The following is a 16,610-nucleotide window of genomic DNA, read 5'->3' on the forward strand; positions in this document are numbered from 1 at the left end:
ATGGAGATTGCTATGTCATCACAACGTGAAATTCGTCTTAACGCTTTCGATATGAACTGCGTCGGCCATCAGTCGCCGGGCCTGTGGGCGCATCCCCGGGATCGCTCCTGGCAGTATAAAGATCTGGAGTACTGGGTGGATCTGGCGCGGCTGCTGGAGCGCGGCAAGTTCGACGGGCTGTTCATCGCCGACGTGCTGGGGATCTATGACGTACTGAACGGCAGCGGCGACGCGGCGATCCGCCAGGCGACGCAGGTTCCGGTCAACGATCCGCTGGCACTGATCACCCCGATGGCGCTGGTGACGGAGCATCTGGGCTTCGGCCTGACCGCCTCGCTGTCGTTTGAGCATCCTTACCCCTTCGCTCGTCGTCTGTCGACGCTCGACCATCTGACCAAAGGGCGGGTGGGCTGGAATATCGTCACCTCCTATCTGGAGAGCGGGGCGCGCAATATCGGCCAGCAGACTCAGACCGATCATGACACCCGCTATGACTATGCCGATGAGTATTTGCAGGTGATCTACAAACTGCTGGAGGGAAGCTGGGAGGACGGGGCGGTGCTGCGCGACAGAGAGCGGAAGATCTTCAGCGATCCGCGGAAAATCCATCCCATTAACCATCAGGGACAGTTCTTTTCCGTGCCGGGGATCCACCTCTGCGAGCCATCCCCGCAGCGCACGCCGGTGCTGTATCAGGCGGGGGCGTCCAGCCGCGGCAAACAGTTCGCCGCCGGCCATGCCGAATGCGTCTTCGTCGCAGCGCCGTCGAAGGTGCTGCTGAAGAAGACGGTGGCGGATATTCGCCGCCGGGCAGTTGAGGCGGGGCGCGATCCGCACAGCATCCTGATCTTCAACCTGCAGACGGTGATTGTCGGCGACACCGACCGCGAGGCGCAGGCGAAGTGGCAGGAATATAAGCAGTACGTCAGCTATGAAGGCGCGCTGGCGCTGCTCTCCGGCTGGACGGGGATCGATTTCGGCCAGTATCAGCCGGATCAAGTGCTGAAGTATCTGCACACCAACGCCATTCAGTCGGCGGTGGAGGCCTTTTCGACCGCTGATCCGAACCGCCAGTGGACGGTGCAGGCTCTGGCCGATTGGGCGGGGATCGGCGGCTTCGGTCCGCTGGTGGTTGGCAGCGCGCAAACCGTGGCGGACGAACTGCAGTCCTGGGTCGAAGAGACGGACGTCGATGGCTTTAACCTCGCCTATGCCGTCACTCACGAAACCTTCCGCGACGTCGTCGAGCTGCTGGTGCCTGAGCTGCAAAAGCGCGGCGTCTTTAAGCAGGAGTACCGCGAGGGGACCCTGCGCGAAAAACTGTTCGGCGCCGGCCCGCGTCTGGCCGCGCCTCACCCGGGCGCCAGCTACCGCCGCGATGCGCGCACGGCGGCATCGGTAGAGGAGAAGGTGACATGATCGCTATCGATGACCTGCATAAAAGTTACCGCACGGCGGATGGCCGGCTCAGCGCGGTGCTGAAAGGGCTGACGCTGCAGGTGCCTGAGCGCTCCATCACCGCGGTGGTGGGGCCGAGCGGCGCCGGTAAATCAACCCTGGCGCGCTGCATCAGCCTGCTGGAGCAACCGGACAGCGGCAGCATTCGTATCAATGGCCAGGATCTGTCGGCGCTGTCCGGCGAGGCGCTGCGCCGGGAACGGCGGGCGATTGGCACCGTTTTCCAGTCTTCGGCGCTGTTGAGCCGCAGGACCGCCTGGGAGAATGTCGCCCTGCCGCTGGCGTGGCTGGGCGTGGTGGAGCGCGATATCAAGGCGCGGGTTGGCGAGCTGCTGGAGAGCGTCGGCCTGAGCCACAAAGCGGATGCCTGGCCGGCCCAGCTCTCAGGCGGCCAGCGCCAGCGGATCGGCATTGCCCGCGCGCTGGCGCTGCGCCCGTCCGTTCTGCTGGCGGATGAAGCCACCTCCGGCCTCGATCCTCAGGCCACGGCCTCGGTGCTGGCTCTGCTCAAGCGGCTGCGTGATGAGTACCAGCTGGCGATCGTCCTGATCACCCATGAAATGGACGCGGTGCGCACGGCGGCGGATGCGGTGGCGGAGATCCGCGACGGGACGATCGTCCAGTACGGGCGGATCGAAGATCTGCTGGCGCGCCCCGATTCTCTGCTCGGCCAGCAGCTGTTGCCGCTGACGCCGGCGGCAGCGACCCACAGCGATCTGCTGCTGCGTCTGAGCTACCGCTGGGATGTGCCGGTGGCCACCGACTGGATCAGCCGCCTGAGCCAGCAGTGGGCGCTGCAGATCGATCTCCTTGGCGGTCACGTCGAGGTGATTAATGGTCGGCTGGCCGGTCGCTTGCAGGCCGGAGTGCGCTTTCAGGGCGAACGCCTGTCGCCCGCGCGACTGCAGGGCCTGCTGGCGCAGCTCGGCATAACGGCGGAGATCCTCGACAGCGCGCCGTTGCTCAGGGAGGCGGTATGAAACCGACAGTCATCAGTCAGGATACCCCCTGGGGCGAAATCCCTTCGCTGCTGCTCCCCGCCTATGGCGAAACCTGGCTGATGGTGGCCATTGTGATGCTGTTTGTCGTCACGCTGGGAGGGCTGGTGGGGGTGGTGTTGTTTAACGCCTCGCCGCGGGGCTTATTTCCGCACGCGCTGCTGTACCGGCTGCTGAACTGGGTGGTCAATATGGGACGTTCGCTGCCGTTTCTGGTGCTGATGGCCGCTATTATCCCGTTCACTTACTGGCTGACCGGCACCACGATTGGCATCCCCGCCGCGGTGGTGCCGATGATCGCCGCCGGCGTCCCGTTCTTTGGCCGTCTGGTGGAGAACGCGCTGCGCGAGTTGCCGGCGGAGGTCACCGCAGTGGGTGTCGTCTGCGGCGGGTCGCGCTGGCAAATCATTGCCAGCGCGCAGCTCAGTGAAGCCTTGCCCGCGCTGGTGGCGGCGGTGACGCTAAACCTGGTCTCGATGATTGAGTATTCGGCTATCGCCGGGACTATCGGCGCCGGCGGCATCGGCTACCTGGCCGTGGTGTACGGCTATCAGCGCTTCGACAACCACATCATGATCGCGACGATCGTTGCCCTGATCGCCACGATCCAGTTGATTCAATTTTTGGGTGACCGTCTGGTCAACCGTTTACGCCACACGCAGGGGAACCTTGTATGACAACAGAGCAATTTGAGTTACGTAAAGCGCGGCGCTGGCCCTGGCTGGCGGCGCTGGCGGTGATTATCCTGCTCGCCATCGCCTTCTGGTGGTGGCGGGGACATACCCAAAGCCAGCAGGTGGTCTTCGGCAGCACGTTAAAAATTCACTACGAGCCGGCGATGGCCGGCGAGCAGCGGATCATTGAGTATATTAATCAGCATATTGCGCCCGATTACGGTCTGAAACTGGAGGCGGTGGGGGTGCAGGATCCGGTCCAGGCTGACCGCGCGGTAGCGGAAGGACAGTATGCCGGGACGATCTATCAGCATCAGTGGTGGCTTAAACAGGTGGTGGACGCTAACGGCTTTGCGCTGTCGACCACGGTGCCGGTGTTCCAGTGGGCGTTTGGCATCTATTCCGACCGCTACTCGTCGGTACAGGCGTTGCCCAACGGCGCGACCATTGTCGTGCCTGACGATGGCGCCAATCAGGGGCAGGCCCTGTGGCTGCTCCAGCGCATTGGGTTGATCTCGCTCGACCCGGCGGTGGAGCCGCGTACGGCGAAGCTGAAAAATATTGTCGGTAACCCGCATCAGTTTGTCTTTAAAGAGCTGGATCTGCTGACCATGCCGCGGGCGTTAAATTCGGTGGATGCCGCCATCGGCTATGTCTCGCAATTTGACGCCGGGAAAGTGCCGCGTGAGAAAGGCATATTATTCCCGCCGGCGCCGCGCACCTTTGCTTCGCAATTAGTGATTGGTACACCGTATTTATCGCAGGAAAATATCGTCAAATTAAAACAGGCTTTTTCTGACCCGCGGATCCAGACGTGGTTAAAAACCACCGATGACCCGCTGGTAAAAGACGTATTAGTTCCAGTGTCCGCGGAATAAGCGTCCTGCACGACGTCTATTTTCGTTGTTATTTATTTCCCTTGAGGATGCGCGAAAGCGCGTCCTTTTTGTGCTGGTAATATTTATTAAATTATTGATTATATTGATTTTTATAGAATGATTTGTTGTTTTGATTCTCGTCGCGCGCGGTCTATAACCGCTGATGACCTGCACAAAATAATAAGGTGAAAAAATGAGTACATTACCAGTGGATAATCCCGGTATCGCTTCGGTACCGGTCAGTAGCGTCGGGGATGTGGCGCGGCTAATTAATTCCGGCAAGGAACAAGCGAAATATGCGCGGATGATTGTCTTCCTCGCGCTGGGGGGCGTTTTTCTCGACGCATATGACTTAACCACGCTCTCCTACGGTATTGATGACGTTGTACGTGAATTTCAGCTCTCACCGCTGCTGACCGGCCTGGTGACTTCGTCCATTATGGTCGGGACTATCGTCGGCAATATTATCGGCGGCTGGCTGACCGATAAATATGGTCGCTATTCGGTTTTTATGGCCGATATGTTCTTTTTCGTGATTTCGGCTATCGCCGCCGGGCTGGCGCCGAACGTCTGGGTGTTGATTGGCGCCCGCTTCCTGATGGGCATCGGCGTTGGCATCGACCTGCCGGTAGCGATGTCCTATCTGGCCGAGTTTTCCCGCTTTGCCGGCAAAGGCAACAAAGCGGCTCGCCTCGCGGCGTGGTGCCCGATGTGGTACGCCGCCTCAACCGTCTGCTTTCTCATTATCTTCGGCCTCTATTTCCTGCTGCCGCAGGAGCATCTTGACTGGCTGTGGCGCGCCTCCCTGCTGTTCGGCGCCGTGCCGGCACTGCTGATTATTGCCGTCCGCAGTCGATTTATGAATGAATCCCCGCTGTGGGCGGCGAACCAGGGCGATCTGACCTCTGCAGTGCGTATTTTACGCGACTCCTGGGGGATCCATGCCCATGAGGTCCCGGCGGCGAAGCCCGCGCCAGCGCCGAAAGTGAGCTTCCGCGTGCTGTTCGAAAAACCCTACCGCGAGCGGACTATCGTCGCCGGGGTGATGAATATCTGTATCTCCTTCGAGTACACGGCGATTGCCTTTTTCCTGCCGTCAATTCTTGCCCAGTTCCTCGGGGCTGGCGTCTTCGAAACTATTTCGGCATCGCTGGGGCTGAACGCCCTGTTTGCTTTTACCGGCGGGCTGCTCGGTATGCATCTGGCGTGGAAATATCCTTCGCGTCATGTGGCGATAGCCGGCTTCGCCCTGCAGTTTGTGGCGCTGATTGTGCTGGCGCTGGTGGGGCAACCGCACGCGACGGCAGGTATCGTGCTGGCTATCGCGATGCTGGGGCTGTGGCTGTTCGCCGAAGGGTTTGGCCCGGGGGCGCAGCTGATGATCTACCCGGCGCTCTCCTATCCTACTGCCATTCGCGCCACCGGGGTCGGTTTCAGCCGGGCGCTCTCCGGGATCGGCAGCGCGCTGGCGTTGTTTATTCTGCCGCTGCTGCAGGCCTCCCTCGGCACGCAGATGTTCTGGGTGGTCTCGCTTGCCGCCATTATTCCCATTTTCTTCCTGCTGGCGGTCCGTCATGAACCGACGCGAGAAGATATCGACGCACTCCATGAATAAGGAACTGACAATGACCCTGCTCTCCACTGGCACCGATTATGACGCGCTGGCGGCCGCCTTCCGCCCGATATTCACCCGTATCGCCCAGGGCGCTGCGGAGCGCGAACAGCAGCGCATTCTGCCCGATGAGCCGATCCGCTGGCTGAAAGAAGCGGGCTTCGGCACGCTGCGTATCCCGCGCGAGAAGGGCGGCTGGGGCGCTTCGCTGCCGCAGCTCAGCGCGCTGCTGATCGAGCTGGCGCAAGCGGACTCTAACCTGCCGCAGGCCCTGCGCGCGCACTTTGCCTTTGTGGAAGATCAGCTGAATCAGCCGGATTCCGCCGGGCGCGACCGCTGGTTTCGTCGCTTCCTCGACGGTGAGCTGGTGGGCAGCGGCTGGACCGAGATCGGCGCGGTTAAGCTGGGAGAGGTGAACACCAGAGTGACGCCGACAGAGGGCGGCTGGCGACTCGACGGCGAGAAGTTTTACAGCACCGGCGCGCTGTACGCCGACTGGATCGATGTGTTTGCCCGGCGCAGTGATACCGCCGGCGATGTGATAGCCCTGGTCAGCACCCAGCAGACCGGCGTGGCGCGGGAAGATGACTGGGATGGCTTTGGCCAGCGGCTGACCGGCAGCGGGACCACCCGCTTTACCGGCGCTCGGGTGGAAACCGAACATGTCTATGATTTTGCCCAGCGCTTTCGCTATCAGACCGCCTTCTACCAGCATGTGCTGCTGGCGACCCTCGCGGGCATTGGCCTGGCGGTTGAGCGGGATGCCGCGCAGGGCGTCAAACATCGCTCCCGGATGTACAGCCACGGCAACGCCGCCGTGCCGCGCGATGACGCTCAGGTTCTGCAGGTCGTTGGGCAGATCAGCAGCTGGGCATGGGCGACCCGGGCCGCGGTCCTGCAGGCCGCGGAATCGCTGCAGCAGGCCTATGTGGCGCACGTCAGCGACGACGAAGCGCTGATCGCCCGGCGTAACCAGCTGGCGGAAGTGGAAGCGGCGCAGGCGCAGGTGATCGCCAGCGACTGGATCCCGCGGGCGGCGACGGAGCTGTTTAATGCCCTCGGGGCGTCGGATACGCGAACTCGCCTTGCGCTGGATCGCCACTGGCGCAATGCGCGGACGGTTGCCTCGCATAATCCGGTGATTTATAAGGCACGTAATATCGGTAACTGGCTGGTGAACGGTGAAGCGCCCACCTTTATCTGGCAGATAGGCAATGGTGAGAAAACGGCGGGGTAAGCCTGTCGGCGACGGGAGGCGCAGTGCTTCCCGTCGTCAGGAAAATCAAGGTTTATCCAGCGACCAGGTGGCGCTGCGCACGTCGACTTTCACCGGCAGCAGGCCGATGCGTGTAAAGGTATCCGCCAGCGCCTGCTGTTCGTTATACACCGCCGGGGTCATGCGTTCGGCACCGTAGGGCAGGCGGGCCAGGGTCTTCTGCCAGATGGCTTTATCCAGTCCGGTTGAGGTCGACAGCAGCCCGGCGGCCTCGTCCTGATGGCTGTTCGCCCACGCGCTGAGTTTACCCAGCTCATCCACCACCTGCTTTGCTGTCTCCGGGTAGGTATCTGCAAACTTGCGGCTGGCGAGATAGAAGGTGTAGTGAGGCACCAGCCCCTCGGCATTGCGGATCTGTCGGGCTTTCGCGTTGGTTTCCACTTCTGCGAGGAACGGATCCCAGATCACCCACGCATCAATCGCCCCGCGCTGGAAAGCGGCGCGGGCATCCGCCGGCGGCAGATAGACCGGGGTGATGTCTTTATAGCTGAGGCCCGCTTTTTCCAGTGCGGCAACCAGCAGGTAGTTGACGTCAGACCCCTTGTTCAACCCCACGCGCTTGCCCTTCAGGTCGGCCACGCTGTGGATTGCCGACTGTTCAGGCACCACAATCGCTTCCGTTTTCGGGTTAGCGGGGGAATGGGCAAGGTAGACCAGATCGGCTTGCGCCGCCTGGGCAAAGGCCGGAGGCGCATCGCCGGTCGCGGCCAGATCGATACTACCGACGTTCAGCCCCTCCAGCATTTGCGGTCCGGCGGGGAATTCGACCCAGCGTACGGCAATACCCTGTTTTTTCAGGCTCTCATCCAGCGTGCCGCGATACTTCAGCAGCGCGAAGATATTCGCCTTTTGATAGCCGATGTTGACGGTTTCCGGCGCTTTGGCCAGCGCGGAGGTAGAGAGGGCGGCGAGGACCAGCAGCCAGGCGGGGCGGAATCGGTTGGACATTGTCTGTTCTCCTTAGCGGTTTTGCGTAAGGTAACAAACAGCGCTTATAACCATTAAATAACTAAAATTTTATTGATATAACAAAAAGAGTTGTTCAGGACGATGACCCGACACGCCGACGCGTGCCGGGGCTGAGGATTAATCGCAGGCGACGATCTTCATCGCCAGGCCACCGCGAGAGGTTTCCCGGTACTTGGCGTTCATGTCTTTACCGGTTTCGTACATGGTCTCGATCACTTTATCGAGGCAGACGCGCGGCTCGCTGGTCCGGCGCAGCGCCATTCGCGCGGCGTTGACCGCTTTCACGGCGGCGATAGCGTTGCGTTCGATGCACGGTACCTGCACCTGGCCGGCAACCGGGTCGCAGGTCAGGCCGAGGTTATGCTCCATGGCGATCTCTGCCGCGATGCACACCTGACCCGGGCTACCGCCCAGCAGTTCCGCCAGACCGGCCGCCGCCATCGAGCAGGCGACGCCCACTTCACCCTGACAGCCGACTTCGGCGCCGGAGATTGACGCGTTCATCTTATACAGCGAACCAATCGCGCTGGCGACCAGCATATAGCGGGCCAGAGAGTTGCTGTTCACCTTGCGGATAAACTTGTCATAGTAGGCCAGCACCGCCGGCACGATACCGCAGGCGCCGTTGGTTGGCGCGGTAACGACCCGGCCACCGGCGGCGTTCTCTTCGTTCACCGCCAGGGCGAACATATTGATCCAGTCGACCACCGCCATCGGATCGCTGTTGGTGGTGTCCTGACTCACCAGCATGCGGCGCAGCGCGGCGGCCCGGCGCGGCACGCGCAGTTTGCCCGGCAGAACGCCTTCGGTGGTGATGCCGCGTTCGATACCGGCGCTCATCACTTCCCATACCGCGGCAAAGTGTTGCTCCAGCGCTTCTTTGCTGTGCAGCGCCAGTTCGTTCTGCATCATCAGCCCAGAGAGCGACAGCCCGGTTTCACGGCAGTGACGCTGCAGGTCGGCGGCGTTTTTATAAGGGTAAGGAACCGCAACCGGCGCATCGGCGATCTGGCCGAAGTGCGCTTCGTCGACGATAAAGCCGCCGCCGATAGAGTAATACGTCTGGCTGTAGATCACCTTGTCACCGGCCAGGGCGGTAATGCGCATGCCGTTCTCATGCAGCGACAGGTTGTCGGCATGGAAATTCATGCACTGATCGACCGGGAAGTCCACTTCGTGCTGACCGTTGGCCAGCATCAGGCGGCCATGGGTGTTAACGTCCTGAATAAAGCCCGGAATGGCGTCGATGTCGACGGTGTCCGGCAGGTTGCCGGCGAGTCCCATGATAATCGCGATGTCGGTATGGTGGCCTTTACCGGTCAGGGAGAGGGAGCCATAGACGTCGACGACGACTTTGCTGACGTCGGCCAGCAGGCCGCGTGCGATCAGATCGTCAGTGAATTGTTTGCCCGCTTTCATCGGTCCAACGGTATGGGAGCTGGAAGGGCCAATGCCGATTTTAAAGATATCGAATACGCTGATCATATGTATTCCCGTGCTGTCGGAAAGCGCGCCGCCGTTAAGCGGCGCGGGGGGAGGTATTGACTGAATTAGCTGAACAGCGAGTAGAAGATCGCGGAGATGGCAATCAGACCCATAATCACCACGAAGACGTTGCTGATATGGCCGCTGTATTTACGCATCGCCGGCACTTTCTGAATCGCGTACATCGGCATCAGGAACAGGATCATCGCGATAATCGGGCCGCCAAGGGTCTCGATCATCCCGAGGATGCTCGGGTTCAGCGTCGCCACAATCCAGGTGGTCACCAGCATGAACAGCGCGGTCAGCTTGTTCAGTTTGTTGACTTCGATAGATTTGCCTTTACTGCGCAGGGATTTAATCACCATGCCGTTAAAGCCTTCGCGGGCGCCCAGATAGTGGCCGAGGAAGGATTTGGTGATGGCGATCATCGCGATGATCGGTGCCATCCAGGCGATAACCGGCGCGTTAAAGTGGTTTGCCAGGTAAGACAGAATCGAGATGTTCTGCTCTTTCGCCGCCGCCAGGTCCGCCGGAGAGAGGCTCAGGACGCAGCTGAATACGAAGAACATCACGGTCAGCACCATCATAATGTGAGCGCGGGCCAGGATGCTGGAGCATTTCTTCTCGGCGCCTGCGCCGTACTCTTCACGCTTGGCCACCGCGAAGGAGGAGATGATCGGCGAGTGGTTGAAGGAGAAGACCATCACCGGGATCGCCAGCCACAGGGTCATCAGCAGGCCATTGCCGGTTGCGGAGGCGCTGCTCAGGGAGAGCGTCTCCAGCGCCGCGCCGTTCCACTGCGGGATCAGGTACAGCGCCAGAATCATCAGGGCGATAACGAACGGGAACACCAGGATGCTCATCGCTTTCACAATCATCTGCTCACCGAAACGCACGATGGTCATCATGCCGACGATCAGGATCAGCGACAGAATGGCGCGCGGCGGCGGCGTCATGTGCAGCTGGTGCGACATGAAGGTTTCGACGGTGTTAGTGATCGCCACGCTGTACACCAGCAGGATCGGGTAGATAGCGAAGAAGTAGAGCAGGGTAATCAGCTTCCCTGCGCCTACGCCGAAGTGTTCTTCCACCACTTCGGTGATGTCTTCGCCCGGGTTTTTCCCGGAGAGGACGAAGCGAGTCATACCGCGGTGAGCGAAGAAGGTCATCGGGAAGGCCAGAATCGCCATGATAATCAGGGGGATCATGCCGCCGACGCCGGCGTTGATCGGCAGGAACAAGACGCCCGCGCCGATCGCTGTACCGTACAGGCCCAGCATCCACATGGTGTCGGTTTTACGCCATCCGCTGCGGGTTTCGCCCGAAACGATGGTGCTGGTTTGAGTGGTTTCCATCTGTATCTCCTGGAGGAATCAACAAAATCTAATGAACAAATACAATTGCGTAACATGAAATTCGTTTAATTACGGTTTTTTTAGAAATTTTCTCCGTAATAATTGGGCCGGAAAGATACATTTATATGGTTTATGCATCAGTGATCGCGATCTCAAATGCAATAATCCACTTTCAATGTGCGTATTTTTAGTCCAACAGCCTGTTTCTGGTGATCAGCCAGCGATTTGTGGCGCGCAGGCTACCATTTGCAGCATATGAGATAAAAGCGGAGCGGCGTAATAACGAGGGATTTACTGTAAAAAAGAGATGTAGTCGACGTTTTTGCGCTTAAAACCATTTTTTGCAGTGATAATTGTCGCAGTTTTTACCAACGCAAACGATTGGCTATGTAGAAATGATTCAGGTGACTGAATAATAACAGAAAGGTTTTTAGCGCGTTCTGGAAGTCAGAGGAAGAGAGCCCGCCGGGGGCAGGCTGCAGAAGATACCCCGGCGGGAGAGTGAGAAATCAGGCGATGATTTCGTAGCAAGGAATATAGGCGGTGCCGCCCGGCAGTTTCATACGATGCTGGGCGACGAAGCCCTGCAGCAGATCGTCCATCCGGCGCATCATCTCCGGATCGCCATGCAGCTTGTAAGGACCGTACTGCTCAATGGCCTGGATGCCCACCTCTTTGACGTTACCCGCGACAATCCCGGAGAAGGCGCGACGCAGGTCGGCGGCCAGCACTTCCACCGGTTGGTCCGGGGAGAGCTTGAGATTGGCCATGTTTTCATGGGTCGGATCAAACGGCATCTGCAGGTCCGGCGAGATGCGAATCGACCAGTTGAAGCTGTAGGCGTCATCGGTCTCGCGACGGCTCTCTTTCACCAGCGGCATCGCTTTTTTCATCTGCCGCGCCACTTCCGCCGGATCGTCGATGATGATCCGATAGTGACGACGGGCGGACTCGCCCAGAGTATGGGTGATAAACTCGTCCAGCACGCGGAAGTAGTCGGCGCTCTCTTTCGGTCCGGTGAGGATCAGCGGCAGCACCTGCGCTTTGTTCTCCGGATGCATCAGAATACCCAGCAGATAGAGCAGCTCTTCGGCAGTGCCGACGCCGCCCGGGAAGATAATAATCCCGTGGGCGATGCGTACGAAGGCTTCCAGACGCTTTTCGATATCCGGCATGATGATCAGTTCGTTGACCAGCGGGTTCGGCGGTTCTGCGGCAATGATGGACGGTTCGGTCATGCCGATAAAGCGGCTGTCTTTGTAGCGCTGCTGCGCGTGGCCGACGGCGGCGCCTTTCATCGGGGCCTCCATTGCGCCAGGCCCGCAGCCGGTGCAGATGTTCAGTTCGCGCAGTCCCAACTGCGTACCGACGCGGCGGGCGTAGAGATATTCGTTTTCATTAATGGAGTGACCGCCCCAGCAGACGATCATGTTCGGTGCTTCGCCGACGTGCAGCGCGCGGGCGTTGCGCAGGATCGAAAACACCAGGTTGGTGATATGGACCGAACTTTCCAGATCGAGGTTCGGGAAGCGAACGGTATTGTGGATCTGGCCGTAAACGAACAGGATATCGCGCAGCACGGCGAACAGGTTGGCCTGCAGGGAACGGATAATACGCCCGTCAACGAAAGCCTCTTCCGGCGGGTTGATCAGTTCCAGCTTCACGCCACGTTCGCGACGCAGCACGTTAATATCGAAGTTTTCAAAACGGGAGAGCAGCTCCTTGCTGTTATCGGTCAGGCTCCCCGAGTTGAGCACAGCAAGCGAGCAGTTGCGAAAGAGTTGATACAGGTCACTGCTGGCGGTGCGCTTAAGCATATCCACTTCCAGCTGCGACAGCATATCCATTGAACCAAGCGGGCTAACATGTGTAATCAAGTGAACTCCTTACAGGACGCTTATGGTCTTCCTGTGATTACAATAGCCCTGCGAGCGGCGTTTCCACAACCTTGCGCGCGCCTAAACGCACGCATATTGTGAAATTATTTATTATTGTCGGGCGAGGCGGCCAGTGGCGGGGGAAAAGTCGCCGTTGCTGCGCCAGGGGTTGATATCCAGACCGCCGCGTCGCGTATAGCGGGCGTAAACGGAAAGCGATTCCGGCTGGCAGAAACGGAGAATATCGTTAAAGATGCGCTCGACGCACTGCTCATGGAATTCGTTATGATGGCGGAATGAGACCAGATAGCGCAGGAGCTGCTCGCGGTCGATTTTCGCCCCCCGATACTGGATCTGTACCGAGCCCCAGTCCGGCTGGTGGGTGATCAGGCAGTTGGATTTCAGCAGATGGCTGACCAGCGTCTCTTCCACGATTTTGCCGCTGGCGGCGCCCTGCAGATAGTCGGTGCTGAACTGATAGTTATCGATCTCGATATCCTGATCGTCGATGCAGGCGCCGTGCAGGTGGGCAATCGGCTGGCCTTCCAGTTCATCCAGCCGATACAGCGCCACCTTGACCTCTCCCTGCGCGCAGGCGCTCAGATCGCGGGTCAGCGTCTCTGCAACGTCCTGCCAGCTGGCGAAACGCGTCTGGTTAAAGCTGTTGAGATAGAGCTTAAAGCTTTTTGACTCCACCAGATTGACGCTGGTGTCGGGGAGTTCGACGTGGCCGACGGCCACCTGCGGCAGGCCTTTGCCGTTCAGCCAGGAGAGTTCGTACAGCGTCCAGATATCGGCGCCGTGGAACGGCAGGTTATCGGCATGCAGGCCCAGCGGATCGCGGTTAAGGCTGCGCGGGACACCCTGCAGCAGCGAGGCGTCATAAGTATCGCGGTAATCGGTTGATTTACCGAGCGTCAGGCCGGCCAGCGCCTGATGATTATCGTAAGAAGACATGTTTCACCATAGTAAAGCGGGTACACTATCTCTCCAGTGTATCCTGTCTAACGTGAAGAGAGAAACCGGTGGACCATCAGACCGCAGAAGCGCTGCGCGCTTTTACCCAACGTTACTGCGCCGCCTGGCAGCAACAGCGCAACAGCCTGCCGCGCAGTGAAGAGCTTTACGGCGTTCCGTCGCCTTGCGTCGTTGATACCCAAGGCGAGGCCGTATTCTGGCAGCCGCAGCCGTTTTCGCTGGCGCAAAATATCAGCGCGGTTGAACGCGCCCTGGATATTGTGGTACAACAACCGCTTCATTCTTATTATACCACTCAGTTTGCCGGCGACATGACCGGCCGGTTTGCCGACGAAACGCTGACGCTGCTGCAGACCTGGAGTGAAGAGGATTTCCAGCGGGTGCAGGAAAACTTAATCGGGCACCTGGTGGTACAGAAGCGCTTGAAGCTGGCGCCGACGCTGTTTATCGCCACCCTCGAGAGTGAACGGGATGTGATTTCCGTCTGTAATCTCAGCGGCGAGGTGATCAAAGAGACCCTCGGCACCGCCAAACGCATCACGCTTTCCCCCTCGCTTGCGAGTTTCCTCAGCCACCTTGAGCCGGTTCTGTAATCCAGTCTACCTGGTCGTTTGTGAGAGATCTCTTACAAAACCTGTAAGAGATCGTCATCATTTAAGGCAAATTTAATCCCTTCTTTTTTTTATAAGTCATTGGTATCAAATCAGATCTTAATTTTTTCGTCCTTTTGAGTGGGGACTAATCTTAAGAGATTGTCTCAAGAAGGGTTGTAAGACGAGGCAGAATCAGTGATCCTATGTCTGTCGACAGGAAGTCGCGAAATGAAGCGAACATCAGGATGATGGCGCTTCTGCAGGACCCGCCAGGATGGCGTTGCAAGGACAGGCTTCAGGATGAAGCAAGGATAACGCAGGAACGCGTAATGGACACCTCCAGGATGGAGAACGAGAGCCGCTCAGGATGAACGGTGGATCAGGAAGATCGGGACAAACTTAAGGATAAGTCATTTCGCATCGGGGTGGTGTGAAAGCAGGATGCGCGAGTTTATGGATGAACATTGGTCAGGAGACCTCAGGAAAAGTTTTCAAGGACGAGCAGGGAGCACCAATGTAGCGGGAATGCTGCAAAACGAACCGGGAGCACTGTTTATACAGTGCTCCCTTTTTTTATTTCTTCTGCGGATTTGCTATCCTGCGCCCGGTTTTTAACTCATCGAGGTTTCCCCATGACTCTTCACGATAGCGTGCGCGATCGCCTGCGCGCCATTGAAGCCCTGCTGCGCGAAACAGAGCACTGGCAGGCGACGGCGCCGGACAGCAGCGCCTTCGCCAGCGATAAGCCGTTTTGCCTGGATACCCTGGAGCCGCTGGAGTGGCTGCAGTGGGTCCTGATCCCGCGTATGCACCAGCTGCTGGAGAGCGGTCAGCCGCTGCCGCAAAATTTTGCCGTTGCGCCTTATTACGAGATGGCTCTGGATCAGGCCCACCCGGTCCGCGAATCCATGCTGGCGGAACTTCTGCTGTTAGACGCGCTGTTTGCCGGTGAGCAGGCCTGATGCTGGAGATTATCTACCAGGACGACTGGCTGGTGGCGGTCAATAAACCCTCGGGCTGGCTGGTGCATCGCAGCTGGCTCGATCGCGACGAGAAAGTGGTGGTGATGCAGACCGTGCGCGACCAGATTGGCCAGCACGTTTTTACCGCTCATCGTCTCGACCGGCCCACCTCCGGCGTCCTGCTGATGGGGCTGTCGAGCGAGGCGGGCCGCCTGCTGGCGCAGCAATTTGAACAGCATCAGATCCAGAAGCGCTACCATGCGATCGTCCGCGGCTGGCTGATGGACGAAGCGCTGCTGGATTACCCGCTGGTGGAAGAGCTGGATAAAATCGCCGATAAATTTGCTCGTGAGGACAAAGATCCGCAGCCGGCGGTGACCCACTACCGCGGCCTGGCGACGGTGGAGATGCCGGTGGCAACCGGGCGTTATCCCACCACGCGCTACGGGCTGGTGGAACTGGAGCCGAAAACCGGCCGCAAGCACCAGCTGCGCCGTCATCTTGCTCATCTGCGTCATCCGATCCTTGGCGACAGCAAGCACGGCGATCTGCGGCAAAACCGCAGCGCCGCAGAACATTTCGGCTGTCACCGCCTGATGCTGCACGCCAGCGAGCTGTCGTTGACCCATCCTTTTACCGGCGAGCCGCTGACCCTGCGCGCTGGTTTTGACGAGGTCTGGATGCGCGCCCTGTCGCAGTTTGGCTGGCGCGGGCTTCTCCCGCTAAATGAAAGGGTTGAGTTTGCCGACGACTGCGGTCAGGATGAAGGGAATAAGGTCAATCCAGGGAGATAATAGCATGGCGGAAGTCGGAATTTTTGTCGGCACCATGTACGGCAACTCGCTGCTGGTCGCGGAAGAAGCGGAAGCGATCCTCAGCGGACTGGGACACAAGGCAACCGTGTACGAGGATCCGCAGGTCAACGACTGGGAATCCTATACGGGTAAATATGTGCTGGTGGTCACCTCCACCACCGGGCAGGGCGATCTGCCGGACAGCATTGTTCCGCTGTATGAGGGGATGAAAGATATGTATCAGCCCCATCTGCGCTACGGCATTATCGCGCTCGGCGACAGCACCTATGCTAACTTTTGCGGCGGCGGGCTGAAGTTCGACCAGCTACTGCAGGAGCAGGGCGCGAAGCGCATCGGCGAGATGCTGAAGATTGACGCCAGCGAAGACCCGGAGCCGGAGAGCGTCTCCAATCCGTGGGTTGAGCAGTGGGCCACCCTGCTCGAATAAAAGCGCTGCCCTCTCCCTACGCAGAGGGCGCTCTTTCAATACGTCGCGGCCAGATACGCGGACGTCAAAATGGTAGCGCGTTCCTGGCGCCACGCCTTTAGGCAAACGCCACAATATCCTTAGCAATATCATGGCTTAAGCCAGCCAGTTTCACCGGGTCAAGTGAGGTATTTCACACTCCGGCCCTTTTTGCTGTGCTTTGCGGCTCCAGCGGCGCTGGTTTTTCATTTCCGTGAACTTCCCCCCATTCTTT

At 59.2% G+C, this 16,610-nt stretch carries 15 protein-coding genes; 10 read left to right on the forward strand and 5 right to left on the reverse strand.

What is annotated here, in order from left to right; genetic code table 11:
• The first annotated feature begins 12 nt into the window (after positions 1 to 12).
• The 6 genes from HMPREF3096_RS11490 to HMPREF3096_RS11515 all read left to right on the forward strand — a co-directional run bounded on the left by HMPREF3096_RS11490 (position 13) and on the right by HMPREF3096_RS11515 (position 6,857).
• Positions 13 to 1,419, forward strand: coding sequence for an LLM class flavin-dependent oxidoreductase (locus HMPREF3096_RS11490; RefSeq protein ID WP_012540717.1), 1,407 nt, complete (start codon positions 13 to 15; stop codon positions 1,417 to 1,419).
• A complete protein-coding gene (locus HMPREF3096_RS11495; RefSeq protein WP_032731172.1) occupies positions 1,416 to 2,438 on the forward strand; it encodes a methionine ABC transporter ATP-binding protein in 1,023 nt (340 codons plus the stop codon). Before HMPREF3096_RS11490 ends, HMPREF3096_RS11495 begins: the two co-directional genes overlap by 4 nt.
• Entirely contained in the window at positions 2,435 to 3,133 is a 699-nt protein-coding gene (locus HMPREF3096_RS11500) for a methionine ABC transporter permease (protein ID WP_008806263.1), read from the forward strand. The genes HMPREF3096_RS11495 and HMPREF3096_RS11500 overlap by 4 nt, the downstream gene beginning before the upstream one ends.
• Positions 3,130 to 4,008 (forward strand): MetQ/NlpA family ABC transporter substrate-binding protein, encoded by an 879-nt coding sequence (locus HMPREF3096_RS11505; RefSeq protein ID WP_002915265.1) that lies wholly within the window; start codon positions 3,130 to 3,132, stop codon positions 4,006 to 4,008. The genes HMPREF3096_RS11500 and HMPREF3096_RS11505 overlap by 4 nt, the downstream gene beginning before the upstream one ends.
• Before the next feature lie 193 nt (positions 4,009 to 4,201).
• Positions 4,202 to 5,623 carry an MFS transporter gene (locus HMPREF3096_RS11510; RefSeq protein WP_004151071.1) on the forward strand — a complete coding sequence of 474 codons (1,422 nt, stop codon included), beginning with the start codon at positions 4,202 to 4,204 and terminating at the stop codon, positions 5,621 to 5,623.
• Between the two features lie 10 nt (positions 5,624 to 5,633).
• Positions 5,634 to 6,857, forward strand: a complete 1,224-nt coding sequence (locus HMPREF3096_RS11515) for an acyl-CoA dehydrogenase family protein (protein WP_016161727.1) — start codon at positions 5,634 to 5,636, stop codon at positions 6,855 to 6,857.
• Between the two features lie 45 nt (positions 6,858 to 6,902).
• Here HMPREF3096_RS11515 and HMPREF3096_RS11520 read toward each other — a convergent pair whose 3' ends face one another.
• From HMPREF3096_RS11520 to queF, 5 genes are all read right to left on the reverse strand, one after another.
• Positions 6,903 to 7,844: an aliphatic sulfonate ABC transporter substrate-binding protein gene (locus tag HMPREF3096_RS11520; RefSeq protein ID WP_012540720.1), complete on the reverse strand. Its 942-nt coding sequence runs from the start codon at positions 7,842 to 7,844 to the stop codon at positions 6,903 to 6,905.
• Positions 7,845 to 7,982: 138 nt separating this feature from the next.
• A complete protein-coding gene (locus HMPREF3096_RS11525) occupies positions 7,983 to 9,350 on the reverse strand; it encodes an L-serine ammonia-lyase (RefSeq protein ID WP_012540721.1) in 1,368 nt (455 codons plus the stop codon).
• Between the two features lie 65 nt (positions 9,351 to 9,415).
• Positions 9,416 to 10,705, reverse strand: coding sequence for an HAAAP family serine/threonine permease (locus HMPREF3096_RS11530; RefSeq protein WP_032731171.1), 1,290 nt, complete (start codon positions 10,703 to 10,705; stop codon positions 9,416 to 9,418).
• Between the two features lie 509 nt (positions 10,706 to 11,214).
• Positions 11,215 to 12,582 carry a nucleotide 5'-monophosphate nucleosidase PpnN gene (gene ppnN, locus HMPREF3096_RS11535; protein WP_008806258.1) on the reverse strand — a complete coding sequence of 456 codons (1,368 nt, stop codon included), beginning with the start codon at positions 12,580 to 12,582 and terminating at the stop codon, positions 11,215 to 11,217.
• A 111-nt stretch (positions 12,583 to 12,693) separates the two neighbouring features.
• Positions 12,694 to 13,539 carry an NADPH-dependent 7-cyano-7-deazaguanine reductase QueF gene (queF, locus tag HMPREF3096_RS11540; protein ID WP_008806257.1) on the reverse strand — a complete coding sequence of 282 codons (846 nt, stop codon included), beginning with the start codon at positions 13,537 to 13,539 and terminating at the stop codon, positions 12,694 to 12,696.
• Positions 13,540 to 13,607: 68 nt separating this feature from the next.
• Between queF and syd the strand changes: the two genes are divergently transcribed.
• The 4 genes from syd (at position 13,608) to HMPREF3096_RS11560 (ending at position 16,357) form a co-directional block, all read left to right on the forward strand.
• The gene (gene syd, locus HMPREF3096_RS11545) at positions 13,608 to 14,153 is read left to right on the forward strand and encodes a SecY-interacting protein (protein WP_008806256.1); all 546 of its coding nucleotides are present in this window, start codon (positions 13,608 to 13,610) and stop codon (positions 14,151 to 14,153) included.
• Positions 14,154 to 14,785: 632 nt separating this feature from the next.
• Positions 14,786 to 15,115, forward strand: coding sequence for a YqcC family protein (locus HMPREF3096_RS11550; RefSeq protein ID WP_008806255.1), 330 nt, complete (start codon positions 14,786 to 14,788; stop codon positions 15,113 to 15,115).
• Positions 15,115 to 15,909, forward strand: coding sequence for a tRNA pseudouridine(65) synthase TruC (gene truC, locus HMPREF3096_RS11555; protein WP_008806254.1), 795 nt, complete (start codon positions 15,115 to 15,117; stop codon positions 15,907 to 15,909). The genes HMPREF3096_RS11550 and truC overlap by 1 nt, the downstream gene beginning before the upstream one ends.
• A gap of 4 nt (positions 15,910 to 15,913) precedes the next feature.
• On the forward strand, positions 15,914 to 16,357 hold the full coding sequence (locus tag HMPREF3096_RS11560; RefSeq protein WP_008806253.1) for a flavodoxin: 444 nt from the start codon (positions 15,914 to 15,916) through the stop codon (positions 16,355 to 16,357).
• Positions 16,358 to 16,610 lie beyond the last annotated feature (253 nt).

It is taken from the genome of Klebsiella sp. HMSC25G12 (assembly GCF_001807705.1).
Lineage (GTDB): Bacteria > Pseudomonadota > Gammaproteobacteria > Enterobacterales > Enterobacteriaceae > Klebsiella > Klebsiella variicola.